The 13,144-nt window shown below is 47.9% G+C and carries 13 protein-coding genes and 1 pseudogene; 5 read left to right on the plus strand and 9 right to left on the minus strand.

Annotated features, from left to right (window positions below):
• Nucleotides 1-1,008, plus strand: a 1,008-nt coding sequence (locus tag PJF56_RS13145; RefSeq protein ID WP_283763136.1) for an RNA-guided endonuclease InsQ/TnpB family protein, incomplete at its 5' end; no start/stop codon positions are given.
• Nucleotides 1,009-1,163: 155 nt separating this feature from the next.
• On the opposite strand, the gene PJF56_RS13150 is transcribed toward PJF56_RS13145, so the two are convergent.
• The 9 genes from PJF56_RS13150 to PJF56_RS13190 all read right to left on the minus strand — a co-directional run bounded on the left by PJF56_RS13150 (nt 1,164) and on the right by PJF56_RS13190 (nt 11,359).
• Nucleotides 1,164-2,966, minus strand: a complete 1,803-nt coding sequence (locus tag PJF56_RS13150; RefSeq protein WP_347179541.1) for a R3H domain-containing nucleic acid-binding protein — start codon at nt 2,964-2,966, stop codon at nt 1,164-1,166.
• 120 nt (nt 2,967-3,086) lie between these two features.
• Entirely contained in the window at nt 3,087-4,283 is a 1,197-nt protein-coding gene (gene ldpA, locus PJF56_RS13155) for a circadian clock protein LdpA (protein WP_430540886.1), read from the minus strand.
• 152 nt (nt 4,284-4,435) lie between these two features.
• Nucleotides 4,436-5,176: a salt stress protein, Slr1339 family gene (locus PJF56_RS13160; RefSeq protein WP_283763139.1), complete on the minus strand. Its 741-nt coding sequence runs from the start codon at nt 5,174-5,176 to the stop codon at nt 4,436-4,438.
• A 51-nt stretch (nt 5,177-5,227) separates the two neighbouring features.
• Nucleotides 5,228-5,851 (minus strand): VWA domain-containing protein, encoded by a 624-nt coding sequence (locus PJF56_RS13165; protein ID WP_283763140.1) that lies wholly within the window; start codon nt 5,849-5,851, stop codon nt 5,228-5,230.
• Nucleotides 5,852-5,911: 60 nt separating this feature from the next.
• Entirely contained in the window at nt 5,912-6,379 is a 468-nt protein-coding gene (gene ndhN, locus PJF56_RS13170) for an NAD(P)H-quinone oxidoreductase subunit N (RefSeq protein ID WP_283763141.1), read from the minus strand.
• 140 nt (nt 6,380-6,519) lie between these two features.
• Nucleotides 6,520-7,911, minus strand: coding sequence for a hypothetical protein (locus PJF56_RS13175; protein WP_283763142.1), 1,392 nt, complete (start codon nt 7,909-7,911; stop codon nt 6,520-6,522).
• A 130-nt stretch (nt 7,912-8,041) separates the two neighbouring features.
• The gene (locus PJF56_RS13180; RefSeq protein WP_283763143.1) at nt 8,042-9,340 is read right to left on the minus strand and encodes a DMT family transporter; all 1,299 of its coding nucleotides are present in this window, start codon (nt 9,338-9,340) and stop codon (nt 8,042-8,044) included.
• Between the two features lie 222 nt (nt 9,341-9,562).
• Nucleotides 9,563-10,786: an inorganic phosphate transporter gene (locus PJF56_RS13185; protein ID WP_283763144.1), complete on the minus strand. Its 1,224-nt coding sequence runs from the start codon at nt 10,784-10,786 to the stop codon at nt 9,563-9,565.
• 12 nt (nt 10,787-10,798) lie between these two features.
• Entirely contained in the window at nt 10,799-11,359 is a 561-nt protein-coding gene (locus PJF56_RS13190; protein WP_283763145.1) for a Uma2 family endonuclease, read from the minus strand.
• Between the two features lie 160 nt (nt 11,360-11,519).
• Between PJF56_RS13190 and PJF56_RS13195 the strand changes: the two genes are divergently transcribed.
• The 4 genes and pseudogenes from PJF56_RS13195 to ruvC all read left to right on the plus strand — a co-directional run bounded on the left by PJF56_RS13195 (nt 11,520) and on the right by ruvC (nt 13,143).
• On the plus strand, nt 11,520-11,831 hold the full coding sequence (locus PJF56_RS13195; protein WP_283763146.1) for a hypothetical protein: 312 nt from the start codon (nt 11,520-11,522) through the stop codon (nt 11,829-11,831).
• Nucleotides 11,832-12,079: 248 nt separating this feature from the next.
• The gene (locus PJF56_RS13200; RefSeq protein ID WP_283763147.1) at nt 12,080-12,313 is read left to right on the plus strand and encodes a DUF433 domain-containing protein; all 234 of its coding nucleotides are present in this window, start codon (nt 12,080-12,082) and stop codon (nt 12,311-12,313) included.
• A pseudogene (locus PJF56_RS22180) lies at nt 12,310-12,396 on the plus strand (DUF5615 family PIN-like protein); the annotation flags it as partial. The gene PJF56_RS13200 and the pseudogene PJF56_RS22180, both read left to right, overlap by 4 nt.
• Nucleotides 12,397-12,645: 249 nt before the next feature.
• The gene (gene ruvC / locus PJF56_RS13205; protein ID WP_347179542.1) at nt 12,646-13,143 is read left to right on the plus strand and encodes a crossover junction endodeoxyribonuclease RuvC; all 498 of its coding nucleotides are present in this window, start codon (nt 12,646-12,648) and stop codon (nt 13,141-13,143) included.
• Nucleotide 13,144: the final 1 nt, after the last annotated feature.

Raw genomic sequence — 13,144 nt, forward strand, 5'->3', positions numbered from 1 at the left:
CGTTTATGGGGTAAACACTTAAACTGTGCCCAACTGCAAAAGCATATTGCTAAGTTAAGAAAGTGTAATTCTTTTTGGCAGCTAGTTGGTTCTCAAGCGGTTCAAGATATTGGTCAGCGAATTGAGAAAGCCTATCAGTTATTCTTTAAGCACAATAGTAAAGGAGTGAGACCACCTGGCTTTAAGAAAGTCAAAAAGTACAAATCATTCACCCTTAAACAAGCGGGTTATAAATTCTTGGGTGACACCAGAGTAAAAATTGGCAGCCGAGTCTATCGATTTTGGAAATCTAGAGAAATAGAAGGAAGGATTAAAACATTAACCATTAAGCGAACTGCACTAGGCGAAATGTTTATGGTGGTTGTGGTTGATAAGGAGTCAGAGCTAGAAATTAAATCAACGACAGGTAAAATAGCGGGATTTGATTTTGGACTTAAAACATTTCTGACCTCTTCTGATGGGACTAAAATTGATTCACCAGAATTTTTAAGGCAGTCCCTAAACGCTATCAAAAGAGCCAGTAAAAGCCACTCGACAAAAGCCAAAGGTTCAAACAACAGGGAACGGGCTAGGAAGAATCTGGTTCGTAAACATGAAGATGTATGCAACCGCAGACGTGATTGGTTCTGGAAACTAGCTCATTCATTGACTGATGAATTTGATGTTTTATGTTTTGAGACACTGAACCTTAAAGGTATGCAACGTCTTTGGGGCAGAAAGATATCTGACTTGGCTTTTGGTGAGTTCCTGCAAATACTAGAATGGGTAGCCAAGAAGAAAAATAAACAGATGGTTTATATAGACAAGTGGTATCCATCGAGTAAAACTTGTTCTTGCTGTGGTCATGTTTTAGGGAATCTAGATTTATCCACTAGAGAGTGGCGTTGTCCATCTTGCAATTCGATTAATGGCAGAGATGAAAACGCCGCTAAAATAATTCAAATGGTTGGGGCATCAACCATTGGGTTAGGCGATGTGAGACTGGCTATGCCAGCAATTGCTGTTTGACCTCAGAATCCCCGTCGTTTAGCGAAGCGGACGGCGGGGAGTATGTCAATCAAGAGCATTCAATTCCAGATAAAATTTTCCAGAAGATTGTGGATAAATTCTAGAGAAGAATCCCCCGTGCCTTAAGGCCGGGGAATGTCAATTGTGTATCAGCCTCAAGCCGGATAAATCCGTAGGCGGCGATTGGGTTCTTCACCGAAACTATCGGATTTGAGCCGATAATGCTCGACTAGCTCATGTTGCATCTTGCGGACTTTTCCAGAGCGAGGGAGCAGTTCCACTGGTTGCCCCTTGGGAATCACAATCTGCTCTACAGCCAAGCGAGCTTCTTCGAGGGCTTCTAACTCATCTTCTGCACCACTGCGGGCAAATAGATTCAGATCCACGGCTTCATTCACATGGGCAGTATCGAGATCGAGCAGTCGTTGCAGGGTACGAATCATCTGGGGAACCGTGTTCGATTTGAGCGTATGTACGGGAAGATGGCGAGATTTGGCCATTTGCTTGAGTTTACCCTGGCTTTTCAGATGCGATCGCAACGCCAACACCACATCCGCACTATCAATATCCTTCGTCAGTAACACCGGTATATTTAACGTGCGAATCACCTGCTCCAGTTGGTGGCGACTAATGCCATAGGGGTAGATATGCAACGGCCAATCTTCCCCATTGGGGCCCGTGGGTCGCTCTTCTTCCCCAGCACGGCTGAAGGAATCTTCCAACATTTGATGAAAAGATTCTTGCTCTGGGGAAACCGGTTGCCCAAATGGAGCATATTTAGTGTCATTGGACACCGGAAACATATGGCCCTGACTGCGCCAACCCTTGACTCCCTGAGCCTTTGACCACCCTTTGCCCTCTGTGACTGCACTATTGGATAAAGGGATCGGAGTTAGAGTGTTAGACTTGCCATTATGACCAGAACGGCGACCTGCGGGCCGTTGAATGGCTAACCCATTCTCGGTGGTTTCATGGCTAATCACTACTTCCCCTTGCTCATTGACCGTGCGCACTTCGGGAATGGGTTGGCGGCCGCGCAACAAACCATCGACCATCTCATCGACCCGTTCGTGAACTATCCACCGTTGACGCTCTTGCATTTCGATGGCGATCTCGAAGGTCGGCGGGGACTTGCGCTCTAGAACTGTTTTTTGTGACCCCCGTCGCCGCGCTTCGTCATCTCCTAGGGTAACGGCCTGAATGCCTCCGACTAGATCGGAGAGGGTGGGGTTTTTAATCAGGTTTTCGAGTTGATTTCCGTGAGCTGTTCCGACTAACATGACCCCCCGTTCGGCGATCGTGCGAGCGGCTAAGGCTTCTAGTTCTGTGCCAATTTCATCAATCACGATCACTTCGGGCATGTGGTTTTCCACGGCTTCAATCATCACTTGATGCTGAAGTTCGGGACGAGCCACTTGCATCCGGCGAGCGCGACCAATGGCAGGATGGGGAATGTCGCCATCGCCAGCAATTTCGTTAGAGGTGTCGATGATGACAACGCGCTTATCGAGTTCATCGGCTAATACCCTGGCAATTTCCCGCAAAGCTGTCGTTTTTCCCACACCGGGACGACCGAGCATCAGGATCGATTGTCCGCGCTCGACTAAATCCCGAATCATGCCAATGGTTCCAAATACGGCTCGACCTACCCGCAATGTCAAGCCAATAATGTCTCCGGTGCGGTTGCGAATGGCACTGATCCGATGCAGGGTTTGTTCGATTCCTGCCCGGTTATCGCCGCCAAAGTGACCGACGCGATCTAAGCAGTATTGAATCTGTTCCCGACTGACGGGCGTATCGGTAATATACTCAGCCGCTTGTTTGGGAAAGCGAGCTTCTGGGAGCCGACCTAAATCTAGGACGATTTCAATCAGTTGGGTGCAGTTTTCATGGGCTTCTAGGGTTTGGCGAATGGTTACGGGTAAAATGTCGAGCAATTGTTTTAAGTCGTCGGCCATATCCTTTGAAGGTTGTTTGGCTGAAGGTTGTTGGGCAAGTTGAGCGTTGGAGGATTCGGGCATCCGAGGTAGTTCAAAAGCGTTCATAAAATCGATATTTGATAAGGGGATAGGATTGGCTTACGAGGGCAGGGGTTTGAGTTGGGAGACTAGGGTATGGGCTAACTTGACCCCGGCCCAGAGAAGGTCAGGATGGTCTTCTAGATGGGGATAGGCCAATCCCTGGGAGGATTGATCTGTTGGGCTTTCGGATGGTTCCAAGGGTTCCAAAATGGGCGAAAGTAGGACGCGAGCATAACTACCATAGGCAACACCGATAATGGGCGATTTTGGATCGTTCCATGGGTATGAGTTCGATCCAAGCTTGTTTGTCTCTTTTGTTCCCAAGAGTCTTAGGCTTCTGAGCTTGGGAACGGTGTAGTCGTTGGTTCCGCCAGCTAGTTGTAAGGCTCCTGGAAAGCCTGACTCAATCACTTTTTGGGCGAGTTTGATGGTGCGGTGGGTGGTTGCGGAGCTGATGTCCCCACTCATGGGCCGACCATCGAGTTGCCAGATTACAGGACACGACAGGGGTTGAACGAGTTGATGGAGAGACCATAGATAGTCGATGAGGCGATCGCCGTCTGGACAGCTAATGGCGATTAACCGCAGGGATGCCACGTGCGGTTGAATTGCTTGCCATAGACGTTTGAAGTCTGTATAATGAGAGGTCTGGGTATGAATTTCTAGCGCGTCAATCCCTTGCTCGATTAGTTCAGGTACAAGGGTTTGCGGGGTGGAAATGTAGGAGCGAGTCACAATCCGGTTGTAGGGGCAAATGGGGATACACCGCCCACAACCATAGCAGCGTTGGTCAATCACCCCGATGTCGGGATGAATGGCCAGTTGAATGGCTTGGGCAGGACAGACCTTTTCGCAGGGCCGAGGGCAGTCTGAAGGACAAAAGGATGGGTCAAATTCAGCTTTGCGAAAATGGGGGTCTTCTCCGTCGTTTAGGCTGGCCATGATTAGGGGATCGTGGTCTTTGCCTGGTTGACCGAGTTGACGTTGCCAGGTTTGGGTTTGGAGACGACGGGCGGCAGAGATGGCTTCTTGAGCTACGGCGACGATCGCCGGATCGGCCGCCACATCGATACAGTCGGCTCCCGCGAGGGTGTAAGCCAACGTTAGATTCCGAATGGCAGGGATATGTTGGTAACTGGCCCCGCAGATAAGCTTGAACCAGCGATGATCCCTGATTGAGTTGAGGGCAGGGTACAGTTGAGTCACCCTTTTAAGATAAGGCCTTGTGGCCAAAATGGGGAGGTTTAGAGTCACAATAGATAAAGTCTAGATCTCAATGGGTTGAAATTGGGATCTAGAGTTAAGGTGAGATTGTTTGTAGTATAACAGAAATATTTTGTATTACAAATAATGGCTCATGGAATTGAGGGGTACAAATGTTCCCCCATTCCCCCATTCCCCCATTCCTATCCTTCCAGAGCTTGCAGATAATCGAGGGCAGCTTCCAGGCGATCGCCATATCCTTGGGCAAAGCTCTCAAACCAGAACCCCTCATCAGAATAGGGATCTAGCCGTGCCAACCACTCCTTAGCGCGGGGTTTGAGGGCTTCGAGTTGTTGACGGCGCATTTTTTCTTCCCGTTGAGCGGCTTCTCGTTTTTGGCGCTCAATGGCTCGATTTTGGATAAAACTATCGCGCATGTTGTCGAGGACATCATCCGTTTGAGCAGCCGAGGCTTTTGCCGCTTCCCGTTGCGATCGCATTTGCATCGCCCTTAACCGCACCTGCTCTAAATCAGGTTCTGTATTACTCGACGGTGCAGAACTCTGTTGTTTTGGAGCCTCGTAACGTTGGCGAATTTGTTCTAAATCTAAGTTTGATTCCTCAGAGTCCCCACCAGAAGGAGAGTGTTGCTGTTCATAGTGTTGGCGCAGGGCATCTAATTCTGATTCTGAATCTGGGGACTCAACAGAAGAATTTTGAGGCTGCTCGTAGCGTTGACGAATGGCCTCTAAATCAGACGGCGATCGCTCCTCTTCTCTACTGCTGCTAAACTGAGACTTGAGATCCGCCAGCAAATCATCCATTGTATTCTCCTCTCTATCTTTTCCCTCGGCGCGATCGGGAGGGAGAGGTTGGCGCTCTCCAGACTGTTTCTGCTGATGTTGAGCCTTCAACTCATTCAAAAAATCATCCATAGAACTCATGGTTTGCCAAACCTCCCCAATACTCAAGGGAATCCAACGTTTCCCTTAACCCTAATCATAGATGGCGTTCATCAACACATCCGTCAGGGTCATGGACTCCATTTCCTCCATGATAACAGTATCCACAATGTCGAATTTCGCACCGACTTCGATCATTCGGTCATCTAAAGCCTTGAGAAATTCCCTCACTTTGGGATCTTTACCCACTTGGATAAAGGAAATAGCCAACTCTTCATCGCGATCGATTTGAGTTGAGGCATCTCGAATTAAGGCGATCGCCCCTTTCTTTTCCTCCTCCCCTTCAATACCATCAGTAATCACCAAAAACGTTTCCCCGTTTTCTTTCGCTTGCCCGGCAGCTTTACGCTCAAAATAATTATTCAGGGCATGTTCAAGCACTTGATCGAATTTGGTGACTCCAGAGGGAGTATTTTCTTGGAAGATTTGTTCTACCTTACTCGCCGTGACGTTATCATAGCGGCGGAAGTTAGCGGCAAACAAATAAACCGTAATCCCATCTGGATCGAGTTTTTCACAGAATTGGGCTACCTTAAATGTAGACTCTTGGGCCGCTTGCCACCGACTTTTACCTTCCGGCTGGTCTTGTAGCGACATACTATTACTTTTATCGATAATCAGAGTATAGTCGCGGTTTCTGAGAATCTCTTCTGCCATTGATGCGATCTCCTTGATGATACAGCGCTTCGCCCTGGTAATGGGTCAACCGTGTTGTTCCTAGAGGACTTGTTTAAGGGGAAGCCAGCGCACTTGGCGATCGCCCCCTAATTCCACAATAATTTTTACCCTAGGCTCTAAACTGGGCAATTCGGCTAGATAACCGAGTTCTTCGGAAGATAGAATATGGCCTTCAATAATCCACAGCAGTAGCCCTTTGGACTGGGGAGGAAGTTGATCCACTTGGGTTTGAATAATGGGGGGAATAAAGTAGACTTCACCAACAGCCGCTTTTTTACCACTGCTCTTTTTCCCCAAATGGGCAGGGCGAACCCCATGCACTCCAGTTAAATAAGCGGATAAATCCCCTAAACCCCGTGCAGCAATGGACAGGGCGGTATAACCGGCTGCTCGGACGCGGCGGATATAGCGTCCTTCATATCCTCCTTCTGGGGGCACATACATGCCCAACGTTCCTTGGTTTTCTAAATCGCGAATTAGACTCTTACCCGTGATAATTAGTGCCATGCTCTCACCTGACCTGATGTAATCCTGGTTTATTTTAACGTGAGTTCGGCATTTTTCCTGGGGGGCGATCGCGCCAACGGCTAGAGACTCGCAAAAAAACAGGGAGAGTGGATTAATCCTTCTCTCCCTGTTTGTATCGTTTAGCTAACCGATAGCACTTCTGCTTCTGGAAGGGCTGCTCTCAAGGCAGTTTTCCGCGCTTCAAACAGCTCTAAAAGTTTTTCAATCACAATTTGCAGCACATCTGAGGGAAACAGAGCTAAAAAGTCAGAGGCTTTGAGTTCTCCTTTGAAAAAGGCTTTAGCTTGAAGGGTAAGTTCCCGAATCTGATCGAATCCCATGGATTTCACCATAAAGGTGCTTAGGGGGGAATTTTTCAGGTCATAGGAGGAATCTTTGATGCGTCCTTTTTCCAGGAGAGTCAGGACTTCTTTTTCTAACTCATTTCCCGGTTTATGGGGATTAACTACTGGGGGCAGCAGTTCTTCTAAGACGACTCCCACGCTGCCTTCGGTACGCATTTCCCCCATCATGGTGGAAATGGGGATATTTTTACCGAATTGTAAGGATAGGGCTTCTAGGAAGGCAATAGAAAGCAGCTTTGTGCCTAAGTAGAGGCGACCGACATCCATATTCCGTTGCGATCGCTCAATCAAAAGCTGATACTCTTGAGGTTCAGGCACATTGCGAAAATTATGGAAAATGATTTCCGGTTTCAGGAAATTCATGAATCCTTCCATTTTCTGTAATGCCGTCCGGTATTGGCTCACCGTATAGGAATTCGAGTTTTTCAGATGATGGTTCGTTTCTGGCAATAAATTCCAGGTTCCATCCAAAAACCGAGCCGCACTTTCATACGCAAAACTACCCACGTCACGGTTAGACATGCGTACCGAGCGATAGACCGTTTCCACCATTTCCTCTTCCGTGAGTCTGGTTTGATATTTTTCGTTGACTTCCCCTAATCTTTTGTATAATACCTCACTGCTACTTAATCCTTCTGGCGTTTTCGACCGAAAGGGAATGGTGGCTTCAATACAAGCGATAATTTGCAGAATTAGACCCGGACTGAGGAAATCTTCATAGACTTTAGCCGCAACTAAGGCGCTGAGGAATTCATTTTGTCCCGTCATGGGGGCTAGTTTTTGTCCAGCCTGGAAAGCGAACAAATCCAAGACCATTTCCAACATGCCATCTTTCGGCAACTTATCCCGGTCTAGGATCAGTAGGTCTTCCCCTACCTGACGAATAAAGGGACTAATATAGTAACTTAAGTTAAAATTTACACTTTTATCAACTTGTACATAAACCACATCATGAAATAAGGCGGCCAAAACTTCGATCGCATCCTCATTTCCCCCAACTTCAAAAATATGCTCTGGCGTATGGAAATACCGCCAAGGCCCCGTCATGGTTTGCACAATCAGGTTAGCAATATCGGAAAGCTTATTTGGCTCAATTTTGATGCCTAACTGATCGATCGCCCAAACGAGCTTTTCTAAACATTGTTTTTGGTCATTTTCAAGACTCATGGAGACCTCTGCACCTTTCGTCAATCCAATTAATAATTATCATTATGCACATAAGATGGGAGAGGTGGGAGGAAGCTACGGAAAATTTCACCGCTTCTCCCATCCGTATATTCTCCGGGATTTTGCCGATTTAGGCTTTTTTGGGAGCGAACATGCGCTCTAAGCTCATGCCCAACACCCCTAAACTGACCAAGCCTAAACCTAGCCATTGCTGAGTTCTGAGCGCCTCAGCAATCAAGAATAGACTAAACAGGGCGGTTAGGGCAGGGCCACTTGCTCCCATGATAGAGGCTAAAGCCGGGCCAGCAAAGCGAATGGCAAAGTTATTAAGTAAGTAACTGCCCAAGGTGAGAATACCCAAAATCGTCCCGCCAATCAGCAGACTCATTTGAGTATTGGGTTCAATGACTACAGCCAATTCCGTCGGCAAGGGAAACAAAAGGGAAATTCCAGAAAAGACAAAAATGGCCGCAAAGGAAACGAGAGAAAAGGGAATGGGGTGTAATTTCTTGGTTCCCATGCCCACTAAAAGCACGTAACCGGCAAAGGTCACCCCAGCACCGACGGCAGCGCTAATACCCAGTTCGGTATTGCCCTCAACTCCGCCTTGAGGCAGGGCCAGGATACCTCCAGCAAGGATAACGGCCATGGCAATCATGCGAGCTAGGTTGGGGCGATCGCCGAATAGGGCCCAGGAGGCGAACACGGTGACAATCGGATAGATAAAGAAAATGGTGATCGCAATCCCCGTGGGAATATTACCAATGGCGATATAAATACAGACTTGGGACAAAAACAGGAAGAACCCACTGCCAACCACCTTGATCATGTGGTCATAATCATTCCCCTGGATAAAGCGTTTGAGGTCTGACCAAACCGGAGGATAGAGAACTGTGGCCAAGATGGGGAAGACCAACATCACCACAATCATCCGCAAGAAGAGAATGAGCAAGGAATTGCCTAACCCTGGAGTAATCAACCCATCGACTGGAAACATGCCTAACACCAGTCTGGGTTCGGGAGAAATTTTTAATAGAATTTTCAGGGTGACGTTGAATAAGGAAAGCACACAGGCCGATAAGAAGGCCAAGAGTAAACCGACCACCACTTGACCATCTTTCGGTTGTGGCTTGGGTTTTGGAGTCATCTCTGGAGGGGGATTGACCATTTCTTCCTGTGCAGAAGGCCCGGCACCGGTTGGGATCTGCTTGAAGTGTTGGCTCTCGATTTGCGATCGCAAGCGATTGGCCCAGCCCTCTAGAGTTCTAATTTCCTCTAGAAGTCTAGCTCCTCGATCGCCAAGGGGTTGGCCATCCTCACTCACTTGATGGGCCAGCTCCTTTTGTAGCCTTTCCAGGTCTTGATTGACTTTCCTTAAAGTCTCTTCAGCACGTCTGGCCTTAGAGTCTCTTGAGTCCGTATTGTCCATTGATATTCACTTGAAAGACGACGGGTAGGGGGCATACAGCCCTTTCCGGAAGTAATAAGGCTTTTGTTGCTTTAAGCATATCGATCCCAGGGAGAGAACGGAGGATTTTTGCTAGGAATTTAACAATCTTAATCAACAACCATCAAGGACGGCAGCCGTTACTGCACCTAGGAGCTTCTAGTCCACAACGGAGGTGATGATCCGTGCGGTGTTTATGCCCATTCATGACGGCGAAGCCGAAAACAGGCGAACTATTGCCAAGATAGTAGCACTTATACTAGCAGTGAGGGGAAGGGTGATCGCCCAAACTAAGGCAATTTCTTTGAGGGTGTTCAATTTTAGAGGGGAAGAAGGCGATCGCCCTGCTAAACCAATACCGACGACAGCACCCACAAGAGCATGGGAGGTGGAGACGGGAAAGCCAAACCGGGAAGCGAGTAAAATGGTGGTAGCTGTGGCGACTTCGGCACAAAATCCCCCACTGGGTTTGAGGGGGGTAATGTTTTCCCCGACGGTAGAAATTACGTTTTTTCCCCAAAGGGCGAGTCCAACGACAATCCCGATCGCTCCTACCATTAAACTCCAGAGGGGCACGTGAAAGTCTCCAGGAATTAGGATCTCACTTTGGCGAATTTGGCTAATCACGGCTAAGGGGGCGATCGCATTGCCCACATCGTTGGAGCCATGGGCAAAGGCCACAAAGCAGGCGCTGATCACCTGAAATTGGGCAAAAACCCCTTCTAGGGGGCGATCTTGGCTGAAGCGATGCCAACTGAGGGCGGTTAGTCCCACGATTCCTAGGGCTGCTGTGCCAATCATAGCGGTATGGTTGGGAAAGTAAGGAATGGAGAGACTAGAGAACAGGGTGGGTAAAACGATCGCCCCAAAAATGCTCAATAAACCAGTACAGATCCAGGGAATCCATTCTTGTAGTCTCAACCGGGCTTGGGGGTGGTCTAAAACCCAGGCTTTGAGGCGACTATAAAAGACCAGAGCCAGGCTACCACTGATGACTGGGGTAATCACCCAAACGAGGGAAATACGCCCCAAGGTAGACCAATCAATGGCTTCTGTGCCCATCGCCACTCCACTAAATCCGGCGATCGCCCCCACAATGGCATGGGATGAAGCCACCGGGAGTCCAAAGCTGGTGGCAATTTGTAACCATAGTCCACAGGTGAGCAATACGGAAACCATCCCCAGAAAGAGTAAGTGGAGATCGGGGGCAAATTCTTCCACATGAATTAAGTCACCCGCTAAAGTTTGGGAGACTCGACCGCCAAACCAGACGGCTCCAGTAAATTCTAAGATCCCGGCAATAATGACGGCTTGAGTGAGGGTAATGGCCTTCGATCCGACGGAGGTTCCCATGGAGTTGGCCACATCATTCGCGCCTAAATTGCAGGCAACATAGAAGGCCAGTAGAACGGGTAAGAGTAAATCCATCGAGCGATCATATCAGACTTCATCAAATACGGGGGGCCAAATTTCGGCGATCGCCAGTTCCCAACCGGGTAAAAGTTCCGGAATTGCCAGCGTATCATCATTCGTGAGAACCAGAGGTTCACAATTGGGGCGATAAACCGTCACTGTTAAATTTTTGGGGTCAACTAAAATGCCGACTTGAGAGCCTAATTCCAGGAATTTCTCCAGTTTTGCCACCAAGGGTTTAATATTGTCTGAGACTGACCTGACTTCAATGGCCAAATCCGGTACAATCTCAGCAAATGCATGGGGTGCTTGACGCATTTTCTGAGCCGGAACAAAGGAAACATCCGGGCCACGCAGATTACCATCGGGTAGGCGAAACCCGGCGGAAGAACCAGTAACATAACCTAAAGACCGGGGAAACACCCACATATTCAGAAATGTGATTAATCGGGCAACAATAACTTCGGAAACGTAATCGGATAATCCCATGATAATAATTTTACCATCAACTAATTCTGTCCGATAGTCCAGATGGGCATCAGTTAATTGGGTTTGCAGTTTTTCTAGGTCTTCAACAGTCAGAGACATAAATTGAGATCTCCATAACAAGTAGACTCTAATCTTTTATGCTATATCTAGAGTGTATTATCCTATTTTTTTCGTCATTAATCTACAATTAAAAATCTCTAGAGGTAGAAATGTCCGGAACAGCCAATAACGATATTCTAAGACTTTCAGTGGTGCGGGGATGGCTCTGTCTCTGACCGGTGCTGCTGATAATACCCGGATTACGGGATTCGAGACCATTGACCTGACGGGTTCGGGCAATAATAGCCTGACTCTGGATTATGCTTCTCTGTTGCATCTGGTCTCGGAAAGTACATCTGGCGCTGGGTTCCGCACTCTGACGGTGACGGGTAATGCGGGAGATAGCATCACGGCTAACCTATCTGGTTTAGGCTTTACTACTAGCAGTAGCGGCGGGTTCACGACTTACGAGCTGGATCAGTTGCGCTTGGTGGTGAGCAATGATGTTAACCAGGGAGGGGTTACGATTTAAGCCAACCAATGGGTAAGGGCGGGTTTATGAGTCATTTCTTCTGGTAAGGAAGATCTGGGAGAACCCGCCCCTACCAATCCATGTTTAATTTTTAATTGATTATCCTGTAGGGGCGGGTTAACCCATAACCAGAATACCCACCAACCCCTTCTGTAAACCCGCCCCTTGTATTTAAGTTCCCTGTATCAATACCCAACTAACACCTTCATTGTAAAATATAGATAGTTAGAAACACAGCATACCAGTTTATGAACTACCGAGACATTATTACAATTGAACCTGAAAAACGGGGGGGTAAGCCTTGCGTCCGAGGCCTGCGGATTACAGTCTATGAAGTGCTTGAGTATCTGGCTTCCGAGATGAGCGAAGCAGACATTCTCGATGATTTTCCCGATCTGACGCGAGAAGATTTAAAAGCCTGCATTGCTTATGCTGCTGACCGCGAGCGTCGGTTGATGACTGCCCCATTATCATCTCTATGAAATTACTTTTTGATGAAAATCTATCGCCTAAATTACCAAACCGTTTGAGCGATATTTTTCCAAACTCGCTTCATGTTCGAGATAGCAGAGGAAACTGCTGTATACCCAAATCTTGTAGACTGATATCAAGTCCGGTTTCCGCAAGCGGACATGAAAATGAGTTAAGCTAGCGGGCAAGATGCCCGCACTCCCTCAATCTGAGTGATATTAGTGGAGTGGGAGCATCTTGCTCCCTACATTTTTAATTATGGTATTTCCGCTCCGCGACCTTCGTAATGACTTATTGGCACTGATTCGCCGGATTTGATATGAGAGGGGAGAGTAGCATTATGATCCAGAAACGGATTTTAGGGTTAGATCCAGGGTTAGCCCGTTTGGGGTTTGGTATCCTCGACTGTGAGCAATGGGAGGACACCCAAGAGGAGCGTTTTAAGCCGTTGGATTTTGGGGTGATTACGACTCCAAGCGGCCAAGCAGTGGGCGATCGCCTCTGTACCCTTTATGATGACCTGCAAGCCATTGTCACCCAATGGAAGCCCGATCTGGCAGCGATCGAAAAGTTGTTTTTTTATCGTATGGGCAATACCATTTTGGTGGCTCAAGCGCGGGGGGTGCTGCTGCTGGTTTTAGCTCAACACCAGATTCCTATGGTTGAATATACTCCTGCCCAAGTCAAGCAAACCCTGACGGGATATGGCAGGGCTGATAAGGAGGATGTGCAAGAATCGGTAATGCTAGAGTTAGCCCTAGAAGAGGTTCCCAAACCCGATGATGCGGCTGATGCGTTGGCGATCGCTCTCACCGCTTGGTTAACAATTAACAATGAATAAT

This window comes from Roseofilum halophilum BLCC-M91 (assembly GCF_030068445.1).
In the GTDB taxonomy this organism is placed as follows: domain Bacteria; phylum Cyanobacteriota; class Cyanobacteriia; order Cyanobacteriales; family Desertifilaceae; genus Roseofilum; species Roseofilum halophilum.

What these genes read in the sequence shown, in the direction of transcription:
- PJF56_RS13150 (WP_347179541.1), bottom strand. Translation starts at nt 2,966, where the DNA reads ATGGCCGACGACTTAAAACAATTGCTCGACATTTTACCCGTAACCATT.
- PJF56_RS13160 (WP_283763139.1), bottom strand. Translation starts at nt 5,176, where the DNA reads ATGAGTTCTATGGATGATTTTTTGAATGAGTTGAAGGCTCAACATCAG.
- PJF56_RS13165 (WP_283763140.1), bottom strand. Translation starts at nt 5,851, where the DNA reads ATGGCAGAAGAGATTCTCAGAAACCGCGACTATACTCTGATTATCGAT.
- ndhN (WP_283763141.1), bottom strand. Translation starts at nt 6,379, where the DNA reads ATGGCACTAATTATCACGGGTAAGAGTCTAATTCGCGATTTAGAAAAC.
- PJF56_RS13175 (WP_283763142.1), bottom strand. Translation starts at nt 7,911, where the DNA reads ATGAGTCTTGAAAATGACCAAAAACAATGTTTAGAAAAGCTCGTTTGG.
- PJF56_RS13180 (WP_283763143.1), bottom strand. Translation starts at nt 9,340, where the DNA reads ATGGACAATACGGACTCAAGAGACTCTAAGGCCAGACGTGCTGAAGAG.
- PJF56_RS13185 (WP_283763144.1), bottom strand. Translation starts at nt 10,786, where the DNA reads ATGGATTTACTCTTACCCGTTCTACTGGCCTTCTATGTTGCCTGCAAT.
- PJF56_RS13190 (WP_283763145.1), bottom strand. Translation starts at nt 11,359, where the DNA reads ATGTCTCTGACTGTTGAAGACCTAGAAAAACTGCAAACCCAATTAACT.
- PJF56_RS13195 (WP_283763146.1), top strand. Translation starts at nt 11,520, where the DNA reads ATGGCTCTGTCTCTGACCGGTGCTGCTGATAATACCCGGATTACGGGA.
- PJF56_RS13200 (WP_283763147.1), top strand. Translation starts at nt 12,080, where the DNA reads ATGAACTACCGAGACATTATTACAATTGAACCTGAAAAACGGGGGGGT.